Below are 19,605 nucleotides of genomic sequence, written 5' to 3'. Positions count from 1 at the left end.
ATGACTACTGATGCAGTGCAAACCATGATCCCGACGCTGGATGTCACCGAGCGTCCGGCCCCGCGTGCCAAGGTTGAAGCCGGCGTCAAGCTGCGCGGCGCCGAGAAGGTTGCACGTATCCCGGTGAAGATCATTCCGACCACCGAACTGCCGAAGAAACCTGACTGGATTCGCGTGCGTATCCCGGTTTCCCCGGAAGTCGACCGCATCAAGGCCCTGCTGCGCAAACACAAGCTACACAGTGTGTGCGAAGAGGCGTCCTGCCCGAACCTGGGCGAATGCTTCTCCGGCGGCACCGCGACCTTCATGATCATGGGTGACATCTGCACCCGTCGCTGCCCGTTCTGCGACGTTGGCCATGGTCGTCCGAAGCCACTGGACACTAACGAGCCGGAAAGCCTGGCCATCGCCATCGCCGACCTGAAACTCAAGTACGTGGTGATCACCTCGGTTGACCGCGATGACCTGCGTGACGGTGGTGCCCAGCACTTTGCCGATTGCATCCGCGAGATCCGCAAGCTGTCGCCGAACGTACAGCTCGAAACCCTGGTTCCGGACTACCGCGGTCGTATGGACGTTGCGCTGGAAATCACCGCTGCCGAGCCGCCGGATGTGTTCAACCACAACCTGGAAACCGTGCCGCGCCTGTACAAGGCCGCGCGTCCGGGTTCGGATTACCAGTGGTCGCTGACCCTGCTGCAACGTTTCAAGCAGATGATGCCGCACATTCCGACCAAGTCCGGCCTGATGCTGGGTCTTGGCGAGACTGACGAAGAAGTGATCGAAGTCATGAAGCGCATGCGCGAACACGACATCGACATGCTGACCCTGGGCCAGTACCTGCAACCGTCCCGCAGCCACTTGCCGGTCCAGCGTTTCGTGCACCCGGACGTGTTCGCCTGGTTCGCCGAGGAAGGTTACAAGATGGGCTTCAAGAACGTCGCTTCCGGCCCTCTGGTACGTTCCTCGTACCACGCCGACGAGCAGGCGAGACTGGTCAAGGCCGAGCTGATGTCGTCCTGATCGGCTGCAAGACATGAAAACGCCCGCAAGGCATTGCGCCTTGCGGGCGTTTTTTTGCCTTGCCCACGGCAATCAGCGCTTTTTCCTGCAACCTGCGGGGCGACTGACCCTCTTCTGTTTGTCCCCGTTCCTGACTACTGTGTGCTGAAGTGTTCACGCAGGGAGATTCATGGATGACCGTTCGACCGACTCACACGCTCTGTCCTCACGCACCCGTTCCGGCTTTACCGTCGCAAGGGCTGATCGGCGTCATTGCGCCCGCTGGTCCCGCACCGTTGGACGCCGATAAAGCCATCGCCTGGATGAGCGCTCGCGGATATTCACTGCGGATTTTCCCTGGCGTGTACGAGAAAGATGATTATCTGGCCGGCAGCGACGATGCTCGGCTCAATGACCTGCACGCGGCGTTTGCCGACAGTGAGGTCGACGCCATCATTTGCTTGCGTGGGGGTTACGGTACGCCGCGGTTGCTCGATCGCATCGACTTTGAACTGCTGCGCAACAATGCCAAGCCGTTCATCGGCTACAGCGACATCACCGCGCTGCATTTGGCGATCAGCCGTTATGCGGGCTTCGTGACCTTTCATGGCCCGATGCTCAACGCCGACCTGCTGGGTGACAAGCAAAAACCTACCGAGTCTTCATTCTTCAACATGCTCAGAGGACAGGTGAAGGCCGGTAGCGTGTTGATGCACCCGGTGGCCTACCCGTTGACCACAATCGAGCCTGGTATCGCTCACGGGCGTTTGCTGGGGGGCAATTTGTCGCTGATCGCAGCGACCATGGGCACGCCGTATGAGTTGGATGCCGAGGGCGTCATCCTGTTTATCGAGGACATCAACGAGCCGTTGTATCGCATAGACCGACTGCTGACCCATCTGCGTCTTGCCGGCACGCTGCACAAGCTGCGCGGGGTTTTGGTGGGGGATGTGGCGGGGGTTGATACGGTTGCGTTGGAGCGTTTGCTCAAGCAGACCTTCGAGCCGTTGCGGATACCGGTGTTGTCCGGGTGGCGCAGCGGGCATTGCGATCCGAACCTGACGTTGCCGATGGGTGCGCTGGTCAGGTTAGATGCGGGGAACAAGGCGTTGGTGTTGGAGCAGGATGTGGTCGTCAGGCGCTAGATAGTGGTTGCTTATTAGTCAGTCTTCGCGAGCAAGCCCGCTCCCACAGGGGATACGCGGTGCCAATGTGGGAGCGGGTTTGCTCGCGAAGGCGGCATCCGCCATACGGCTGACTATCGGTTACGCAGTCCTTCGAGCAACTTGTGCGTCGGATACCCATCCGCCGGCCAGCCAAACGACTGCTGGGCGCTGCGGATCGCTTTGCGGGTGTTGGCGCCGATAATGCCGTCGGCGTTGCCTGCGTCATAGTTCTGCGCGCTCAGCAGGCTTTGCAGTTCGATCCGCTCGGTACGGCTCAGCGGCAAATCATCTTTCGGCCATATGCCGTTGATCAGACCAGCACCGTTGAAACGCTCGGACAACAGGCTAACGGCCAAGGCGTAGGACGACGAATTGTTGTACTTGAGGATCGCGCGGAAGTTGTCGAGGACCAGGAACGCCGGACCACGGTAACCGGCCGGCAGCAGCAGGGCGGCTGACAGGTGTTCGGAGCCTGGCGGAACCTGGCCGCCATTGGGCAGGGTGACGCCCAGTTGCAGCCATTCAGCGACGCTCTTGCGAATCGTGCCATCGGCCAGGATGTAGTTGAAACTGCCCGGCAGCTGCACTTCAAAGCCCCACGGCTGGCCTTTCTGCCAGCCCGAGCTTTGCAGGTAATGCGCCGTCGAGGCCAGCGCGTCGGCCGGGCTGCCCCATATGTCGCGGCGGCCGTCGCCATCGAAGTCCACTGCGTGGGTGTTGTAGGTGGTCGGGATGAACTGGGTCTGGCCCATGGCGCCGGCCCAGGAGCCAAGCATCTTCTCAGGCTCGATATCACCCTGTTGCAGGATCTGCAGGGCGGCGATCAGTTGCGCGTGGGCAAACCCGGGGCGCCGACCTTCATAGGCCAGGGTCGCCAGGGAATTAATCACCGACTTGTTGCCCTGAAACTGCCCGAAGTTACTTTCCATGCCCCACACCGAGACCAGTGCCTGACGATCGACGCCGTAGCGCTGTTCGATGCTTTGCAAAATGTCGGCGTACTGGTTGGCCAGTGCCTGACCATTGCGTACCCGCAGCGGCGAAAGCGCACCGTCGAGGTATTCCCACACCGGGCGGGAGAATTCTGGCTGGCTGCGGTCGGCGCGGATCACGCTGGTGTCGAGGCTGACATTGGCGAAGGCGCGGTCGAACAGATCGGCGCGGATACCGGCGGCCAGAGCGTCCTTGCGGAAACCCGCCTGCCATTCGGCGAAGGTCTGGGTTGGCTGGATGTCGAGGTTTTCACCGGTCGGCACCACGGGCGGAATGACCGCAGGGGCTGTCGCGACGGGGAGGGTCTGAAGCGGCTTGGCGTCGGCTGCGGTCGGTTTTTCCGCGCAGGCGACTAGCAAAACGAGGCTGGAGGCAGCTATCAGTTGGCGCAGGGGCCAACGACGGGAAATACAAAGGGGCATGCACGGGTCCAGGGAGTACGAATCAGGTGCAGACCTTAACATGTTGAGCGAGCGCTTGCCTTTCAGGCCGCCAGAAAGTAAGAAGCCTCCCAGCTATTAGACTGGAAGGCTTCGCGGCGGTAGCTGCCTTTGCCCTTGCCGGTTGGTTCCTGACGGCTGCGGAACAGTGGCTGGGCGATGATGGATTTGGCCTTGTTGGGGCCATGTTTCGATGGCTTTTTGCTCATGATGATTTCTCGCAAGTGAGTGGGCTTTGCGGGGCAAATCATCGGCCGAACCAAGGGTTCTGTCTATAGGGCAAATGCAGGTGTGATTTGTTGGAAGAAAAATCAAAAGATCGCAGCCTGCGGCAGCTCCTACATGGGATTGCGTACATCTGTAGGAGCTGCCGAAGGCTGCGATCTTTTGATCTTATTCTGCAGGCAACGACAATCTTTGGCCTGCCATCAACAACGACAATCGACTGAGGCTCATCCACGGCGAACCGGCCGCCTGGCCTTTGATCTGTGCGTCGATGCGCTGAGCTTCCAGTAATAGCTGCGCCCAGCGTTGCGCCGAGTAGCGTTGCAAGGCTTTGCTCATCAATGGTTTGCGTTTGTCCCAGACCGGCGGTCGGGCAGAGCTGAAGGCTTTGTCCAGCGGCACGCCCTGGCTGTATTGCAGTGACAGGTTGGCCAGCAGACGCAGCTCCCGGGCCAGCGCCCAGAGAATCACCGGTGGTTCGACGCCTTCACCGCGCAGGCCTTCGAGCATGCGTAGGGCATGAGCCGCTTCGCCGTTGAGAATCGCATCGGTCAGGCCAAAGACATCGAAGCGCGCACTGTCGGCCACCGCCGCTTGCACGGTTTCGACGGTGATCTGACCGCCTTCGGCCATCAGCTTGAGCTTTTCGATTTCCTGGGCTGCCGCCAGCAGGTTGCCCTCGACCCGTGCGGCGATCAGCTCGACGGCGTCCTGACTGGCGGAAAGCCCGGCCTGGGACAATCGTTGACGGATCCAGCTCGGCAACTGGTTGGCCTCTATCGGCCAGATTTGCACGAACTGGGTCTGCTGGCCTTCGACCAGCGCCTTGCCCCACTTGGTTTTCTGCGCACTGCCATCAAGTTTCGGCAGGCTGATCAGCAACACCGTGTCTTCGGCGGGCCGTGAGCAGTACTCGATAAACGCGGCAGCGCCTTTGTCACCCGGTTTGCCGGAGGGCAGACGCAGTTCCAGCAGGCGCTTTTCGGCGAACAGCGACATGCTCGCACCGGCTTGCAGCAACGTTCCCCAGTCGAAACTGGCGTCGGCGGCGAAGACCTGGCGCTCGTCGAATCCCTGTTGGCGGGCGGCGGCACGAATGGCGTCGGCGGCTTCCTGGCACAGCAGTGGGTCATCACCGCTGATGATGTAGACCGGCGCGAGGGCACCTTGCAGGTGTTTGGCGAGTTGGGCGGGGGCGAGTTTCATAGGCGAGGGCGAACGGGGCGCCTGAGCGCCCCGTAAGTCTTACTGCTGCGGCAGTTCGATTGGCGACTGGCGCGGTGTTTGCGCTTCAGCCTTCTGCGCCGCTTCCAGTGCATCGGCTTCAGCCTTGGCTCTGGCTTCGGCGGTCTGTTGCAGCTGATCCAGCTGGGTCGGCGTGAGCTGTTGCAGGCGCAGCATCATCTGTTGAACCAACTCACGACGCGTGTCTTTGCGCGCATCACTCGCTTCCTGGTCGGAACCCACCAGGTTGTTGCCGTCGTGCATGAAGACCTTCTGCACTTCGAGCTTGTCGCTCAGCAGCGAAAGGTTGCGCCCACCACGGATATCGTAGTTCAGCACCGTAGTCACCTGATACTCGCCAGTGCGACCGGCACCTGCGTAGCTGAGAATGCGCTGGCTTTCCTGCTCATCGGTCAGCACCAGTTTGTAGGGGGCTCCGGTGTAAACCTTGACGCCGCTGCTTTCGAGTACCTGACGCAGTTGAGTCACGGTTTCGCCGTAGGCGTTGCGGGCGCTCAGGTCGAGTTCCTTGATCGCCAGTTCAGTGGTGCCGGTGCCGCGCAGCTGGAAACCGCAGGCGCTCAACAGGACCGCAAGGCCCATCACCAGCAAATTGCGTTTGATCATCTTGTTGCTCCCCTTGAAACCATGTGGGCCGATCTTGCGGCCCGAAAGGTTTTACTCGGCGCCAGGTATGACCTGGCGCCTGATCCAATTAGCTGGCGACGATATTGACCAGTTTCCCGGGCACTACGATCACTTTACGAATGGTCAGACCGTCGACAAAGCGCAGCACGTTCTCGTTGGCCCGTGCGGCGGCTTCGACTTCTTCGCGGCTGGCGCTGGCGGGCATTTCGATGTGGCCGCGCAGCTTGCCGTTGACCTGGATGACCAGTTGCAAGCTGTCCTGCACCAACGCGCTTTCGTCCAGCACCGGCCAAGCGGCGTCGATCACCGGATCGGCGTGACCCAGGCGATGCCACAGCTCATGGCTGATGTGCGGAGTGATTGGCGCCAGCAGCAGGACCACGGTTTCCAGACCTTCGTGAACCAGCGCGCGATCCTGTTCGGTGCCTTGCGGGGCTTTTTCCAGCACGTTCATCAGCGTCATCACCTGGGCGATGGCGGTGTTGAATTTGTGGTTCTGGCCGACGTCGTGGCTGGCCTGCTTGATGGCCTGGTGGATCGAACGGCGAATGGCTTTCTGCTCGTCATTCAGGCCGGCGACGTCCAGTTTGCCCGGCAGGCCCTGAGTGACGTGGGCTTGAGCCAGGCGCCAGACACGCTTGAGGAAGCGGTGCGAACCTTCTACTCCGGAGTCGGACCATTCCGCGCTCATGTCGGGTGGCGAGGCGAACATCATGAACAGGCGGCAGGTGTCTGCGCCGAACTGGTCAATCATCGACTGTGGATCAACGCCGTTGTTCTTCGACTTGGCCATCTTCTCGGTGCCACCGATTTCCACCGGCAGGCCGTCTGCGATCAGCTTGGCGCTAATTACTTTGGCTTTGCTGTCGCGTTCGAGTTCGACGTCCGCCGGGTTGAACCACGTATAGGCACCGTTGGCTTCGCGACGATAGTAAGTCTCGGCGATCACCATGCCTTGGGTCAGCAGGTTCTTGAACGGCTCATTGGAACTCACCAGGCCTTCATCGCGCATCAGCTTGTGGAAGAAGCGCGCGTAGAGCAGGTGAAGAATGGCGTGTTCGATACCGCCGATGTACTGGTCCACCGGCAACCAATGGTCAGCCGCCGCTTTTTCCACCAGACCGCCTTCATAGTGCGGCGAGGCGTAACGGGCGTAGTACCACGAGGACTCGACGAAGGTGTCCATGGTGTCGGTTTCACGCTTGGCAGGCTGGCCGCATTTCGGGCAGCTGCACTCGTAGAACTCAGGCATGCGCGCCAATGGAGAACCGGCGCCATCCGGCACGACGTCTTCCGGCAACACGACTGGCAATTGATCTTCCGGGACCGGCACATCACCACAGGTTTCGCAGTGGATGATCGGGATCGGGCAGCCCCAGTAGCGCTGGCGGCTGATGCCCCAGTCGCGCAGGCGGAACTGGGTACGCGAGGCGCCGAGGTTCTTCTTGATCAGCGCGACTTCAATAGCGTCGAACGCACCAACGAAGTCGAGGCCATCGAACTCGCCGGAATTGATCAGCGTGCCGTGCTCGCCATAAGCGTCCTGCCACGGAGCCGGGTTGGTGTCACCGGAGCTGGTGCGCACCACGGACTTGATCGGCAGGTTGTACTTGGTGGCGAACTCGAAATCACGTTCGTCATGAGCTGGTACTGCCATGACCGCGCCATCGCCGTAGTGCATCAGCACATAGTTGGCGACCCACACCGGGAGTTTCTCACCGGTCAGCGGGTGCTCGACGAACAGCGAAGTGCGCAGGCCTTTTTTCTCTTGAGTGGCGACGTCGGCTTCGGCGACGCTGCCGCCCTTGCATTCAGCGATGAACGCTTGCAGCTCAGGGTTGTTCTGCGCGGCCAGGGTGGCCAGATGGTGTTCGGCGGCCACGGCAACGTAGGTTGCGCCCATCAAGGTGTCCGGACGGGTGGTGAAGACTTTCAGCGCGCCGGTTTCGCCGATGGAGTCGACGTTGTACGGAAACTGCACTTCCATGCCGCGGGATTTGCCGATCCAGTTGCGCTGCATGGTCTTGACCTGTTCAGGCCAGCCAGTCAGTTCGTCGAGGCTCTCCAGCAGCTCATCCGCGTAAGCGGTGATCTTGAAGTAGTACATCGGGATTTCGCGCTTTTCGATCAGCGCGCCGGAACGCCAGCCGCGACCGTCGATCACCTGTTCGTTGGCCAGAACGGTCTGATCGACCGGGTCCCAGTTCACGGTGCCGCTTTTTTTGTAAATCACGCCTTTTTCGAACAGGCGAGTGAACAGCCATTGTTCCCAGCGGTAGTAATCAGGCTTGCAGGTGGTGACTTCGCGGGACCAGTCCACCGCCAGGCCCAGGCTGCGCAGCTGGTTTTTCATGTAGGCGATGTTTTCGTAGGTCCACTTGGCGGGCGCTACGTTGTTCTTCATCGCGGCGTTTTCCGCCGGCATGCCGAAGGCATCCCAACCCATGGGTTGCAGGACGTTCTTGCCTTGCATGCGCTGGTAGCGGGAGATCACGTCGCCGATGGTGTAGTTGCGCACGTGCCCCATGTGTAGCTTGCCGCTGGGGTAAGGGAACATCGACAGGCAGTAGAAAGTCTCCTTGCCTGGCTGTTCACTGACTTCAAAGGACTTTTGCTCGTCCCAGAACGACTGGGCGGCGGCTTCGATTTCACGGGGCTGATATTGTTCGTGCATGGCTACTTTTGAACTGAATAGGGGTGGCCTAATCCTCTTCAATGCAACGCTGGACGGTGATCACGCCAAATCGGCGTTTCGGTGCCCGGACGAGCTGGAAGTGGAGTTACAGGAAGCGCCGTAGCATACATGACCGCACTCTACCGAGGGAAACCCTGATTACTGCTGCGGGTCGCCCAAAAACCGCTGCGAGGGCCGTTGGTCGCAGCATTCAGCCGGTTTGTTCATGGAAGCTAAGCTCTAAATGGGGAGTGAGTCTTATCTTCAATGAGGTGAGGGATGGTTGAGTCACGGCAAAAAGTTACAAAACCGGAGCTGTACGAAAGACTGATCGATCGTCTGGGAATGGCCCTGGACGCGGCAAAAACCGCTGGCCGGTTACGCGATGAGCGTCCGCTGGAACTGGAATTGCGTGGCTTGAGCCCCGCAGAGTTTGCACTGGTCCAGGCGTATCTCGATCGCAGTGAACGTGAGACACACGGATGCTTGTCAGAAGCAGTGAAGCAACTCGACGCACCACGTTCGGCCAAGATCATCTGGCTCAAGGACAAGGTTCCCGGCAGGGACGCGGTAAAGGTCCGGTCTTTGCAATTCAAGTAAGGACACTGGAAGTAATGTCTGATGTATTTGTGAAGCATAGTCCTTCCGTATTTGTTGTCGCATTGCGTCAACCCACTTAGGCTTCGGGCATCTTTTTGGAGATGCTCGATGCCTTTTCGATATTTCGTTAAACAACTCCTGTTGCCGCCCGGCATTCTTTTGCTGCTGTTGGTGCTTGCCTGGTGGTTGCGTCGCTCAAGACCGCGCCTTGCAGGGTTGTGCTTTGCGCTGGGCGTGGGCGGCTTCTGGCTGATGAGCTTGCCGGTGGTGGTGCAGTGGGGCGCCAAGGCGCTGGAGCGTGAAGCGCCGTTGGCCCGCGACGATTGGGCAACGCTGAGTCAGCGCGCCGACGCGATCGTGGTGCTCGGTTCGGGGCGTGAGCGGGGCGATCTGGCATGGGGCGCTGACCAGCCAACGGGCGTGGGCCTGGAACGCGAGCGCTATGCGGCGCGGCTGGCCAAGGCTTCCGGTTTGCCGATTCTGACCAGTGGAGGCCTGCATTACGGCACGCCGCCGACTGAAGCCAGGTTGATGGCTGACTCGCTGCACGATGATTTCGGCATGACTGTGCGTTGGCAGGAAGGGCGCAGCCGCACGACCTGGGAGAACGCGCAGTTCAGCGCGCAAGTGTTGTTGCCGGAAGGGATCAAGCGCGTGGTCGTCGTGACTCAGGCCTGGCACATGCCACGAGCGGTCTGGAGTTTCAAAAAGGCAGGATTTGAAGTGGTGCCAGCACCAGTGGGGTTTTTAGGTGTGGACAACGCCCGGCCACTGGGTGGCTGGATGCCGGAATTCAAGTCGATCTGGCAGAGCGGGCAGTTGTTGAATGAGGCGGTGGGGCAGATCGGGTATTCGTTGTTTTACCGCTGAAGATCAAAAGATCGCAGCCTCGTTTCACTCGACAGCTCCTACAGGGGATTGCGTACTCTGTAGGAGCTGTCGAGTGAAACGAGGCTGCGATCTTTTTACTGGCGCCGCAATACCTAAACGGTCTTGGCCATCCGGCTAGCCACCAGCGCCCAACCAAACAGCAACACGCAAACAATGACCAGCGGCCACGAACGCCATTCCAGATAAGGCGTCAGGTTGTGCATGGGCACCACTTCACCGTACAAAATGCCGCGCTCGAACTGCGGGATCTGGACAGTGATCTGGCCGAACGGGTTGATCAAACCGGTCACGCCGTTGTTGGTGGCGCGGATCATCCAGCGACCGGCCTCCAGTGCGCGCATCTGCGCCATTTGCAAGTGTTGCAGCGGGCCGATGGACGTGCCGAACCAAGTGTCATTGCTGATGGTCAGCAGCAGATCGCTACGCGCCGCAAGGCTGGCGGCGAATTCCGGGTAAACCACTTCGTAGCAGATAAACGGCGCAATTTGATAACCCTTGGCCTGCAGCATCGGCTGATCGGCGGGGCCGCGGGCGAAGTCCGACATCGGCAGGTCAAAGAAGGCGATCAGTCCGCGAAGCACGTCTTGTAACGGAACATATTCGCCAAACGGCACCAGCTTCTGTTTGAGGTAAGTGCCATCGCCTTCGCCCACGACGGTGATGCCGTTGTAGAAACGCTTCTGGTGATGGACTTCCTCGCGAATCGGTACGCCGGTAATCAGCGCGGACTTACGCTCTGCTGCGAAGCTTCCCATCATGTTCAGGTAGCCCTCGGCGGACTCCTTGAGCACCGGAATGGCCGTTTCCGGCCAGATCAGCAAGTCGACCGGTTTCGAGCTGAAGCTCATGTCGCGGTACAGCGCCAACTGCGCGTTGAGCTGCGCCGGGTCCCACTTCATGCTCTGTTCGATATTGCCCTGAATCGCCGCGACACTCAGCGGATCACCCGCCGGGGTTGTCCAGGCGTGTTCCTTGAGCGCCATGCCGGCCACCCAAGGGCCGACCAGCAGCAACACACCCGCGGCGATGAAACCTTTGCGGCCAGTGCGCACCAGGCGCAAAGCGTTGTAGATCAGCGCGGCCGTCAGGGCCAGGGTGAAGGAGATCAGCCACATCCCGCCGAGTGGCGCGAGCCCGGCCAACGGGCCGTCGAGCTGGCTGTAGCCGGAATAAAGCCAGGGGAAACCGGTCAGGAACCAGCCGCGAAAGGCTTCCTGGCCGACCCACAGCGCCGCAAACGCCAGGGCATCAGCCAGCGGCGCTTCGTTACGGCGCAGCCAGCGTGCCCAGATCCAGGCGGGCAGGGCGAAGAACCAGGCAATCGCCGCCGTGAAGATCAGCATCAGGAAAGCGGCCAGCAGCACCGACGCGCCACCGAAGTGGTGAATGCTGTAGTAGATCCAACTGGTGCCAGCGCCAAAAAGGCCGAAACCGAAACACCAGCCACGGCCCAGGGCCTGACGGGGGTTCGGCTCGCGTAAGCCGGCATAGAAGAAACCGACCGCCAGCAGTGCCAATGGCCAGATATCGTACGGCGCCAACGCCAGGGTGGTGATTGCACCGGCCACCACGGCCAGCAGGTTACCGGGCCAGCCGGGGCGGGTCAGACGATGCATTTCAATCCTTAGAATTACCGGGCGATAGGTGTCAGGCGCAGCAGGTGAATCCGACGGCTGTCGGCGTTCAGGATGCGGAAGCGATAAGGGCCGATTTCAGTGATTTCGTTGCGTTTTGGCAGGTGCCCGAACGCGCTCATCACCAGACCGCCGACAGTGTCGAATTCGTCATCGGAGAATTGGCTGTCGAAGAACTCGTTGAAGTTCTCGATCGGCGTCAGGGCCTTGATCAGGAAATCACCGCTGGGCAGCGGCTTGATGTAGCTGTCTTCTTCGACGTCATGCTCGTCTTCGATGTCGCCGACGATCTGTTCCAGCACGTCTTCGATGGTCACCAGGCCCGCCACACCGCCGTATTCGTCAATGACGATGGCCATGTGGTTGTGGTTGGCGCGAAACTCGCGCAGCAGCACATTCAGGCGCTTGGACTCAGGCACGAAAGTGGCCGGGCGCAGCAGGTCCTTGATGTTGAAGCTGTCGCCGTTCTCCTTGAGGATCAGCGGCAGCAAGTCCTTGGCCAGCAACACGCCCATCACGTCATCGTGGCTTTCGCCGATCACCGGGTAGCGGGAGTGGGCCGAGTCGACCACGGCAGGCAGGAACTCGCGGGGTGTCTGGGTCGCCTTGATGCTGATCATCTGCGAGCGCGGGACCATGATGTCCCGTACTTGCAGGTCAGCAACCTGGATGGCGCCTTCGACGATGGCCAGCGCTTCGCTGTCCAGCAACTTGTTTTGGTGTGCATCGCGCAGCAGCTCCAGCAGCTCCTGGCGGTTCTTCGGCTCGTGGGCAAAAGCCTGGGTGAGCTTACCCAGCCATGACTTTTGCCCGTTGCTCGATCGATCTTCGCTCATAGCGATTACTCTGAATCCTTTGTTGTAACGATAGGGGATGCGTCTGTTTCGTCGTCCGCATACGGGTCGGGATAGCCCAACTCTGCAAGCAACGTTCGTTCCAGTGCTTCCATTTCTTCGGCTTCATCGTCATCTATATGGTCGTAACCCAGCAGATGCAAGCAGCCGTGAATCACCAGATGCGCCCAATGGGCGTTAAGAGCTTTGCCTTGTTCGGCGGCTTCGCGCTCGACCACCGCCACGCAGATCACCAGATCGCCCAGCAGCGGGATGTCGAGAAACTCGTCGGGCACATCGGCAGGAAACGACAAGACGTTAGTGGCGTAATCCTTTTGCCGCCAGGTGTGGTTCAGCTCGCGAGCTTCCTCTTCATCGACCAAACGGATGGTCATTTCGGAGTCGGCTGTGCGCTGGCGCAGCGCCAGTTCGCACCATTGGCGGAACTCGGCTTCGCTTGGGGCAGGCGCTTCGGTAGCCAGTTGCAGATCAAGCTCAAGCATCGCGGCGGCTGTCCTTTGGGGCTTCATCGGTCACGCGATTCTCGAAGCGCTCGTAGGCTTCGACGATGCGTTGCACCAGTGGATGGCGCACAACGTCCTTGGGTTTGAAATGGGTGAAGCTAATACCCGGCACATCTTTCAGCACTTCGATCACATGGTGCAGCCCGGACTTGGTGCCTTTCGGCAGGTCGACCTGGGTGATGTCACCGGTGATGACTGCGGTAGAGCCGAAGCCGATCCGGGTCAGGAACATCTTCATCTGCTCGACGGTGGTGTTCTGGCTTTCGTCGAGGATGATGAAACTGTTGTTCAAGGTGCGACCGCGCATGTAGGCCAGCGGCGCGACTTCGATCACCTGACGCTCGATCAACTTGGCGACGTGCTCGAAGCCGAGCATTTCGTAGAGTGCGTCATAGAGCGGGCGCAGGTACGGGTCGATCTTCTGTGACAAGTCGCCGGGCAGGAAACCGAGCTTTTCGCCCGCTTCAACCGCCGGACGCACCAGCAGGATGCGGCGAATCTGCTCGCGTTCCAGCGCGTCTACCGCGCAGGCAACGGCCAGATAGGTCTTGCCGGTACCGGCCGGGCCGATGCCGAAGTTGATGTCGTTACCGAGGATTTCCTTCACATAGCGCAACTGATTCAAGCCGCGAGGGCGAATCATGCCTTTTTTGGTGCGCAGGGCGACGGAAGGTTCGGAGGGGGAGGCGTTGTCCAGCTCTTCGACGGCCGATTCCTGCAGGAACAGGTGAACCATGTCCGGCGACAGCTCGGTACCCTTGGTTTCCCGGTACAGGCGGCGCAGGAGGTTTTCCGCGGAGGTGGTGTGCTTGGGTTCGCCGATCAGTTCGAACTGGTTTCCGCGGTTGCGGATCTCGATGGTCAGGCGCTGTTCGATCAAGCGCAGATGCTCGTCGAATTGCCCGCACAGATTGGCGAAGCGGCGAGCTTCAAAAGGCTCGAGGATAAAACGATGTGGTTCTATGGGTGCGTTCAAGGTCGTATTTAGCCGCCCTGGGGCAATTAAGATGAAATCAAGGATAACGCCAGTGGCCTGGGTGCGAAAGGTCTTATGCAGACCAATCTGATTCGAGCGTCTGGCGCGGTCCCTGTGGGAGCGGCGGTGCGACGATTCGACTTGCTCGCGAAGAGGGCGTGTCAGTCGACATTGATGTGGCTGACACTCCGCTTTCGCGAGCAAGCCCGCTCCCACATTGATTTGTGGTGATTATTGGATCAGCGAGCCCCGCAGCGAGTGCGGCTGAGCGGCATCAATGTGCACATCGGCGAACTGACCAATCAACGTCGGATTGTCGCAGCGGAAATTGACGATGCGGTTATTCTCGGTCCGGCCTTGCAGTTCGCCAGGGTCTTTTTTCGAATAATCGGTCACCAGGATCCGCTGGATCGAACCGACCATTTGTCGGCTGATCTCGAAGCCTTGCTGGTTCAGGCGATGTTGCAGGGCGTTCAGGCGTTCTTTTTTCAGCTCTTCCGGCGTTTCGTCGGCCAGATCGGCAGCAGGAGTACCCGGGCGCTGGCTATAGACGAACGAGTAGGAGAAGTCGAAGCCGACGTCTTCGATCAGCTTCATGGTCTGTTCGAAGTCTTTCTCGGTCTCACCCGGGAAGCCGACGATGAAGTCCGAACTGATGCAAATCCCCGGCACAGCGGCCCGCAGTTTGCGCAGTTTGGATTTGTATTCCAGCGCGGTGTGGTTGCGCTTCATCGCCGCCAGGATTCGGTCCGAACCCGACTGCACCGGCAAGTGCAGGTGTTTGACCAGTTCCGGCACGTCGGCGTGAGCCTGGATCAGGCTGTCGGAGAACTCCAGCGGGTGTGAGGTGGTGTAGCGGATGCGGTCGATGCCATCGACGGCGGCCACCACCCGGATCAACTCGGCGAGATCCGCCAGGCGTCCATCGTGAGTGGTCCCACGGTAACCGTTGACGTTTTGGCCCAGCAGGGTCACTTCGCGCACGCCGTTTTCAGCCAGGTGCATGATCTCGGCGATCACGTCATCGAAAGGTCGGCTGACTTCTTCGCCGCGGGTGTAAGGCACCACGCAGAACGTGCAGTACTTGCTGCAGCCTTCCATGACCGACACGTAGGCGCTTGGGCCATCGATGCGCGGTTCGGGCAAGTGGTCGAACTTTTCGATTTCCGGAAACGCGACGTCGACTTGCGGCAGCTTGGTAGCGCGGGCGGCGTCGATCATTTCCGGCAGGCGGTGCAGGGTCTGCGGACCGAAGACCACGTCCACGTAAGGGGCGCGGTCGCGAATTGCAGCGCCTTCCTGGCTGGCCACGCAACCGCCAACGGCGATGACCATGTCCGGGTTTGCCAGTTTCAGTTCGCGCCAGCGGCCGAGTTGGGAGTACACACGGTCCTGGGCGCGTTCGCGGATCGAGCAGGTGTTGAGCAGGATCACGTCGGCATCTTCAGCGCGAGCGGTGACTTCCAGGGCCTGATGTTCGCCCAGCAGATCGACCATGCGCGAGCTGTCGTACTCGTTCATCTGGCAACCGTGGGTTTCGATGTAAAGCTTCTTGGCCATGGACAGAGTCATCACGTGATTCAAAGAACCGCGCATTATAGGGAACATGTCCCAAGGTTCCTACCGCTGTGCGTCCGGCGGCTATGCTATAGTTCGCGCCCTCATTTTTATCCCCGATGTGTTGCTCGCCCACCATGACCAAACGTGAAGCTCCAATCTACAAGGTGATTTTCCTCAATCAGGGCCAGGTGTACGAAATGTATGCCAAGCAGATCTATCAAAGTGATCTGTGGGGCTTCCTGGAAGTGGAAGAGTTCGTCTTTGGCGAGCGCACTCAAGTGGTCGTCGATCCGAGCGAAGAGAAGCTCAAGGCTCAGTTCGAAGGCGTTGTGCGCAGCTTTGTGCCGATGCATTCGATCGTGCGGATCGACGAAGTCGAGCGCCTCGGCACACCGAAAATCAGCGAAGCCCGCGGCGCGGTCGGCAACGTCATGCCGTTTCCGATGCCGATGCCTGAGAAGTAAGCCTCAAGACCGAGTTGCCCCCATTCGCGAGCAAGCCCGCTCCCACATTTGATTTGTGTACGACGCAGATCAAATGTGGGGGCGGGCTTGCTCGCGAAGGGGTCAGAAAGATCGAAGCAGAATTCAAGGCAGTGGCGAAAACGGCGTACGCCCATCGGCGCTCTGCAATTCCATCAGGTACTTACGGAAGATTTGCCCCAGTACCTGAGTAGCCACCTCAAGTTCTTCGCGGGGCATTTTCTCGGCGACTTCGTCGGCGGTGTCCAATGCTTCTTCAGCGCCATTGACCGCCGCCATTTTCAGCACGATATAAGCCTGGACGTTATTGGCCGGTACGCCTTCACCGTGGAAGAACATGGTGCCCAGTTTGAATTGCGCCTGAGCATGGCCTTGCAACGAGGCCTTTTCGAAGTAGCTCAGGGCTTTTTTGAGGTCGCGCGGCGTATTTTTGCCGTCGTAGTAGAACTCACCCAACTCGTATTGCGCTTGGGCATCCCCTTCATCCGACGCTTTCTGGCAGGCGGCGAGAGCCTGTGCCAGGTCTTGCGGCTGAGTATTGAGGGTGCAACGACCCATCGCTGGGATTAACAACGAGTTGCCGCCTGCTTGTGCGAGCGCGAGCAGGGGCTGAAGGAGCAACAGGCAGCCCAATGCAAGGGCGCGGCCGGTGCGGTTCATGGGAATCGACTTACCTCTGAAGGGCGCGCGGATCCATCGAGGGATCCAATAAGCGCGCATTATGAAATAAGCAGGGGCAACCTTACAAAGTCTTTACTCGTTTTTCTGCTGCGCGGGGAATATATCGCCCACTTTGCTGGGGATTTTGAGCAGAAGCGTAGGAATAAGGGCGGAAATGCAGGTGAAAGCTGACGCTGGCAACCGCCAACGTCAGCGGCACAGCGTTATTTCAATGCAGCAAATGCGCGCTCGGCGGCATCCAGCGTCAGTTTCAGCTCGGTTTCGCCGTGAGCGATCGAGGTGAAGCCGGCTTCGAAGGCGCTCGGCGCCAGGTACACGCCGCCTTCGAGCATCAGGTGGAAGAAGCGCCCGAACAGGGCGGCGTCGCTGGCCATCACGTCATCGAAGGTCACGATGTCGTCGGCGCCGCTGAAGTACAGACCGAACATGCCGCCGGCCTGTGTAGTAACGAACGGAATGCCCGCGGCATCGGCGCGTTGTTGCAGCCCATCGAGCAGGCGGCTGGTGTAGTCAGTCAACTCTGCGTGGAAACCCGGGCGGCTGATCAGGCGCAGGGTCGTCAGGCCCGCAGCCATGGCCAGCGGGTTACCCGACAAGGTGCCCGCCTGATAGACCGGGCCCAGTGGCGCGATGTGCGACATGATTTCGCGCTTGCCGCCGAAGCAGCCAACCGGCATGCCGCCACCGATGATTTTGCCGAAGGTGGTCAGGTCAGGTGTCACGCCGTAGTGGGCTTGTGCGCCGCCAAGGGCGACACGGAAACCAGTCATCACTTCGTCGAAAATCAGCACCACGCCATGCTTGTCGCACAGGGTGCGCAGGCCTTCGAGGAAACCAGGCGCAGGCGGTACGCAGTTCATGTTGCCGGCCACTGGCTCGACGATGATGCACGCCACGTCCTGGCCGACTTCAGCGAGCATGGTTTCTACGGCGTCGATGTCGTTGAACGGCAGGGTCAGGGTGTGTTTGGCGAAGGCCGCCGGCACACCGGCCGAGCTCGGCACGCCTTGGGTCAGGGCGCCGGAGCCGGCCTTTACCAGCAGGCTGTCGGAGTGACCGTGGTAGCAGCCTTCGAACTTGATGATGCTGTCGCGGCCGGTGAAACCACGGGCCAGACGGATCGCACTCATGGTCGCTTCGGTGCCGGAGCTGACCATGCGCACCATTTCCATCGACGGCACGATCGAGCAGACCAGATCCGCCATCTGGGTTTCCATCTCGGTCGGCGCGCCGTAGGACAATCCGTGCTCAAGCTGTTTGCGCACGGCGTCCAGCACGTCCGGGTGGCTGTGGCCGAGAATCATCGGCCCCCAGGAACCGACGTAATCCACGTAACGCTTGTTGTCTTCGTCAGTGACGTAGGCGCCTTCCGCGTGTTTGAAGAACAATGGCGTGCCACCAACGCTTTTGAATGCGCGAACAGGCGAGTTCACGCCACCGGGAATGTGTTTCTGGGCATTGGCAAACAGCGTTTCGGAACGAGACATGATCGGGCTCTCAAATCAGATTTTTAAGCTACTTAAATAGAAAGCAGGGCGTTGAATGCGCGGGCGCGGCGTGTCACTTCAGCCGTGCTCTCGGCGCCAAACAGACCATGGACCACCGCCAGCAGATCGACCCCGTGGGCCACCAGTGGCGCGGCGTTTTCCAGGGTGATGCCGCCAATCGCGCAGATCGGCAGGTGCAGTTTGCTGCGGGCCTGGTCGAGCAATTCGAGGCTGCAAGTCGGTGCACCGGGTTTGGTGTTGGAATTGAAGAAACGACCGAAGGCGACGTAACTGGCGCCTTCCTTGGCCGCTTGCTCGGCGAGTTCGAGTTGCGCGTGGCAGGTCGAGCCGATGATCGCCTGGCGACCGAGCAGTGCCCGAACCGGCATCAGCGGGCCATCGGTCTGGCCCAGGTGCACGCCGACGTTCAGGCGTGCAGCGAGTTCGGCATCGTCGTTGATGATCAGCTGGGTCTTGTAGCGTTCACACAGATCGCGCAAGGCTTCGGCCTCGCGCAGACGGCGGGCCTCGTCGCTGCTCTTGTCGCGGTATTGCAGCAGGGTGACGCCGCCTTCCAGCGCCGCCTCCACGTACGAAAGAAATTTACCTGCCAGCAGTTGGCTATCGGTAATGGCGTACAGGCCACGTAGCTTCATCGGGCAATCCTTTTTGCTTTACGCATGGACAGTTACGAACAGAAATCCAGCGGCAGGCGGCGCGGCACGAACTGGCCTTTGCCCAACTGCTCCGCATCACGCAGGGTGCGCCACGTGTAGTTAAGCGCGGTCTGCACGGCACTGGCGAGATTTTCGCCGAGGGCCAGACGACCGGCCAGGGCACTGGCCAGCGTGCAACCGGAGCCGTGATAACTGCCGGGCAAGCGCTGGCAGGTGAAGGTTTCGCGGTGACCGTCGCGGCTATACAGGCGATTGTGGATTTCGTGTTCATCGCCATGGCCGCCAGTGATCAGCAGGTGTTTGACGAATGGCAGGAGTTTTTCAGCGCACTCGTCCGCGGTGCCTTCGGGCAGTTCGGCGAGGATGCGGGCTTCGGGAAGGTTTGGGGTGGCGATGATCGACAGAGGCAGCAGGCGTTCGCGCATGGCGTAGCCGACTTCGTCCTTGCCCAGGCGTCCGCCGCCACCGGCGCGCAGCACCGGGTCGCAGACCACCGGCAAATGCGGGTGCGCCGAGAGCAGTTCGACTACGGTGTCGACCATTTCCAGGGAACCGAGCATGCCCAGTTTGACGGCAGCGACTTCGGAATCGTTGAGCACGGCATTGGCCTGAGCCAACACCCACTCGCGGTCGAGGACGCGGAAGTCCGTGACGTTGACCGTGTCTTGCACGGTCAGGGCGGTGACGGCCGGGGCCGCATGACAACCCTGAGCGAGCAGGGCTTCGATATCTGCCTGCAAGCCGGCGCCACCACTTGGGTCGTGGCCGGAGAGACAGAGGACAACGGGGCGAGAGCTGTAGATATTCATGGTGCGCGAGCTTACCACCAGTCGACCGACGAGTCATGACGGTCCATGTAGCAGCTGCCGAAGGCTGCGTTCGGCTGCG

19 protein-coding genes are annotated in these 19,605 nt (G+C 60.3%); 5 read left to right on the top strand and 14 right to left on the bottom strand.

The window, feature by feature from the left end:
• Both lipA and ACMXYH_RS28615 read left to right on the top strand, forming a co-directional pair.
• Complete coding sequence (gene lipA, locus ACMXYH_RS28620) at positions 1-1,023, top strand: lipoyl synthase (protein WP_415765655.1); 1,023 nt, start codon at positions 1-3, stop codon at positions 1,021-1,023.
• Positions 1,024-1,196: 173 nt separating this feature from the next.
• Positions 1,197-2,147: a S66 peptidase family protein gene (locus ACMXYH_RS28615; protein WP_415765654.1), complete on the top strand. Its 951-nt coding sequence runs from the start codon at positions 1,197-1,199 to the stop codon at positions 2,145-2,147.
• Positions 2,148-2,260: 113 nt separating this feature from the next.
• Here ACMXYH_RS28615 and ACMXYH_RS28610 read toward each other — a convergent pair whose 3' ends face one another.
• The 5 genes from ACMXYH_RS28610 to leuS form a co-directional block, all read right to left on the bottom strand.
• Positions 2,261-3,583: a lytic murein transglycosylase gene (locus tag ACMXYH_RS28610; protein WP_415765653.1), complete on the bottom strand. Its 1,323-nt coding sequence runs from the start codon at positions 3,581-3,583 to the stop codon at positions 2,261-2,263.
• A gap of 62 nt (positions 3,584-3,645) precedes the next feature.
• Positions 3,646-3,810: an alternative ribosome rescue factor ArfA gene (gene arfA / locus ACMXYH_RS28605; RefSeq protein ID WP_415765651.1), complete on the bottom strand. Its 165-nt coding sequence runs from the start codon at positions 3,808-3,810 to the stop codon at positions 3,646-3,648.
• Positions 3,811-3,994: 184 nt separating this feature from the next.
• Complete coding sequence (holA, locus tag ACMXYH_RS28600) at positions 3,995-5,032, bottom strand: DNA polymerase III subunit delta (RefSeq protein ID WP_008152842.1); 1,038 nt, start codon at positions 5,030-5,032, stop codon at positions 3,995-3,997.
• Between the two features lie 39 nt (positions 5,033-5,071).
• Positions 5,072-5,677, bottom strand: a complete 606-nt coding sequence (gene lptE / locus ACMXYH_RS28595) for an LPS assembly lipoprotein LptE (protein ID WP_415765649.1) — start codon at positions 5,675-5,677, stop codon at positions 5,072-5,074.
• Positions 5,678-5,765: 88 nt separating this feature from the next.
• The gene (gene leuS, locus ACMXYH_RS28590) at positions 5,766-8,372 is read right to left on the bottom strand and encodes a leucine--tRNA ligase (protein WP_415765648.1); all 2,607 of its coding nucleotides are present in this window, start codon (positions 8,370-8,372) and stop codon (positions 5,766-5,768) included.
• Positions 8,373-8,651: 279 nt separating this feature from the next.
• Between leuS and ACMXYH_RS28585 the strand changes: the two genes are divergently transcribed.
• Both ACMXYH_RS28585 and ACMXYH_RS28580 read left to right on the top strand, forming a co-directional pair.
• Entirely contained in the window at positions 8,652-8,972 is a 321-nt protein-coding gene (locus ACMXYH_RS28585; RefSeq protein WP_129440912.1) for a hypothetical protein, read from the top strand.
• Between the two features lie 108 nt (positions 8,973-9,080).
• Entirely contained in the window at positions 9,081-9,842 is a 762-nt protein-coding gene (locus ACMXYH_RS28580; RefSeq protein ID WP_415765646.1) for a YdcF family protein, read from the top strand.
• Positions 9,843-9,955: 113 nt separating this feature from the next.
• On the opposite strand, the gene lnt is transcribed toward ACMXYH_RS28580, so the two are convergent.
• The 5 genes from lnt to miaB all read right to left on the bottom strand — a co-directional run bounded on the left by lnt (position 9,956) and on the right by miaB (position 15,390).
• Positions 9,956-11,479, bottom strand: a complete 1,524-nt coding sequence (lnt, locus tag ACMXYH_RS28575) for an apolipoprotein N-acyltransferase (RefSeq protein ID WP_415765645.1) — start codon at positions 11,477-11,479, stop codon at positions 9,956-9,958.
• Between the two features lie 14 nt (positions 11,480-11,493).
• On the bottom strand, positions 11,494-12,333 hold the full coding sequence (locus ACMXYH_RS28570; RefSeq protein ID WP_008152854.1) for an HlyC/CorC family transporter: 840 nt from the start codon (positions 12,331-12,333) through the stop codon (positions 11,494-11,496).
• A 5-nt stretch (positions 12,334-12,338) separates the two neighbouring features.
• Entirely contained in the window at positions 12,339-12,833 is a 495-nt protein-coding gene (gene ybeY / locus ACMXYH_RS28565) for an rRNA maturation RNase YbeY (protein WP_415765644.1), read from the bottom strand.
• Positions 12,826-13,830: a PhoH family protein gene (locus ACMXYH_RS28560; RefSeq protein WP_129440918.1), complete on the bottom strand. Its 1,005-nt coding sequence runs from the start codon at positions 13,828-13,830 to the stop codon at positions 12,826-12,828. Before ACMXYH_RS28560 ends, ybeY begins: the two co-directional genes overlap by 8 nt.
• A 231-nt stretch (positions 13,831-14,061) precedes the next feature.
• On the bottom strand, positions 14,062-15,390 hold the full coding sequence (miaB, locus tag ACMXYH_RS28555) for a tRNA (N6-isopentenyl adenosine(37)-C2)-methylthiotransferase MiaB (protein WP_415765643.1): 1,329 nt from the start codon (positions 15,388-15,390) through the stop codon (positions 14,062-14,064).
• A 134-nt stretch (positions 15,391-15,524) separates the two neighbouring features.
• Between miaB and ACMXYH_RS28550 the strand changes: the two genes are divergently transcribed.
• The gene (locus tag ACMXYH_RS28550; protein ID WP_007894425.1) at positions 15,525-15,854 is read left to right on the top strand and encodes a DUF1820 family protein; all 330 of its coding nucleotides are present in this window, start codon (positions 15,525-15,527) and stop codon (positions 15,852-15,854) included.
• 123 nt (positions 15,855-15,977) lie between these two features.
• Here ACMXYH_RS28550 and ACMXYH_RS28545 read toward each other — a convergent pair whose 3' ends face one another.
• From ACMXYH_RS28545 to ACMXYH_RS28530, 4 genes are all read right to left on the bottom strand, one after another.
• Positions 15,978-16,532, bottom strand: a complete 555-nt coding sequence (locus ACMXYH_RS28545) for a tetratricopeptide repeat protein (protein WP_111451157.1) — start codon at positions 16,530-16,532, stop codon at positions 15,978-15,980.
• A 224-nt stretch (positions 16,533-16,756) separates the two neighbouring features.
• A complete protein-coding gene (hemL, locus tag ACMXYH_RS28540) occupies positions 16,757-18,040 on the bottom strand; it encodes a glutamate-1-semialdehyde 2,1-aminomutase (RefSeq protein WP_134422446.1) in 1,284 nt (427 codons plus the stop codon).
• A gap of 32 nt (positions 18,041-18,072) precedes the next feature.
• Complete coding sequence (thiE, locus tag ACMXYH_RS28535) at positions 18,073-18,696, bottom strand: thiamine phosphate synthase (protein ID WP_056744592.1); 624 nt, start codon at positions 18,694-18,696, stop codon at positions 18,073-18,075.
• A 32-nt stretch (positions 18,697-18,728) separates the two neighbouring features.
• Positions 18,729-19,526 (bottom strand): hydroxymethylpyrimidine/phosphomethylpyrimidine kinase, encoded by a 798-nt coding sequence (locus ACMXYH_RS28530; RefSeq protein WP_033054181.1) that lies wholly within the window; start codon positions 19,524-19,526, stop codon positions 18,729-18,731.
• Positions 19,527-19,605: the final 79 nt, after the last annotated feature.

This window comes from Pseudomonas frigoris (assembly GCF_047758635.1).
GTDB lineage: Bacteria > Pseudomonadota > Gammaproteobacteria > Pseudomonadales > Pseudomonadaceae > Aquipseudomonas > Aquipseudomonas frigoris.
Note: the sequence above shows the minus strand (reverse complement) of the source record. Positions and strands in the feature narration are given on the sequence as shown.

Excerpts from the sequence above, each read along its gene's own strand:
- lipA (WP_415765655.1), top strand. The coding sequence starts at position 1 with ATGACTACTGATGCAGTGCAAACCATGATCCCGACGCTGGATGTCACC.
- ACMXYH_RS28615 (WP_415765654.1), top strand. The coding sequence starts at position 1,197 with ATGACCGTTCGACCGACTCACACGCTCTGTCCTCACGCACCCGTTCCG.
- ACMXYH_RS28610 (WP_415765653.1), bottom strand. The coding sequence starts at position 3,583 with ATGCCCCTTTGTATTTCCCGTCGTTGGCCCCTGCGCCAACTGATAGCT.
- arfA (WP_415765651.1), bottom strand. The coding sequence starts at position 3,810 with ATGAGCAAAAAGCCATCGAAACATGGCCCCAACAAGGCCAAATCCATC.
- holA (WP_008152842.1), bottom strand. The coding sequence starts at position 5,032 with ATGAAACTCGCCCCCGCCCAACTCGCCAAACACCTGCAAGGTGCCCTC.
- lptE (WP_415765649.1), bottom strand. The coding sequence starts at position 5,677 with ATGATCAAACGCAATTTGCTGGTGATGGGCCTTGCGGTCCTGTTGAGC.
- leuS (WP_415765648.1), bottom strand. The coding sequence starts at position 8,372 with ATGCACGAACAATATCAGCCCCGTGAAATCGAAGCCGCCGCCCAGTCG.
- ACMXYH_RS28585 (WP_129440912.1), top strand. The coding sequence starts at position 8,652 with ATGGTTGAGTCACGGCAAAAAGTTACAAAACCGGAGCTGTACGAAAGA.
- ACMXYH_RS28580 (WP_415765646.1), top strand. The coding sequence starts at position 9,081 with ATGCCTTTTCGATATTTCGTTAAACAACTCCTGTTGCCGCCCGGCATT.
- lnt (WP_415765645.1), bottom strand. The coding sequence starts at position 11,479 with ATGCATCGTCTGACCCGCCCCGGCTGGCCCGGTAACCTGCTGGCCGTG.
- ACMXYH_RS28570 (WP_008152854.1), bottom strand. The coding sequence starts at position 12,333 with ATGAGCGAAGATCGATCGAGCAACGGGCAAAAGTCATGGCTGGGTAAG.
- ybeY (WP_415765644.1), bottom strand. The coding sequence starts at position 12,833 with ATGCTTGAGCTTGATCTGCAACTGGCTACCGAAGCGCCTGCCCCAAGC.
- miaB (WP_415765643.1), bottom strand. The coding sequence starts at position 15,390 with ATGGCCAAGAAGCTTTACATCGAAACCCACGGTTGCCAGATGAACGAG.
- ACMXYH_RS28550 (WP_007894425.1), top strand. The coding sequence starts at position 15,525 with ATGACCAAACGTGAAGCTCCAATCTACAAGGTGATTTTCCTCAATCAG.
- ACMXYH_RS28545 (WP_111451157.1), bottom strand. The coding sequence starts at position 16,532 with ATGAACCGCACCGGCCGCGCCCTTGCATTGGGCTGCCTGTTGCTCCTT.
- hemL (WP_134422446.1), bottom strand. The coding sequence starts at position 18,040 with ATGTCTCGTTCCGAAACGCTGTTTGCCAATGCCCAGAAACACATTCCC.
- thiE (WP_056744592.1), bottom strand. The coding sequence starts at position 18,696 with ATGAAGCTACGTGGCCTGTACGCCATTACCGATAGCCAACTGCTGGCA.
- ACMXYH_RS28530 (WP_033054181.1), bottom strand. The coding sequence starts at position 19,526 with ATGAATATCTACAGCTCTCGCCCCGTTGTCCTCTGTCTCTCCGGCCAC.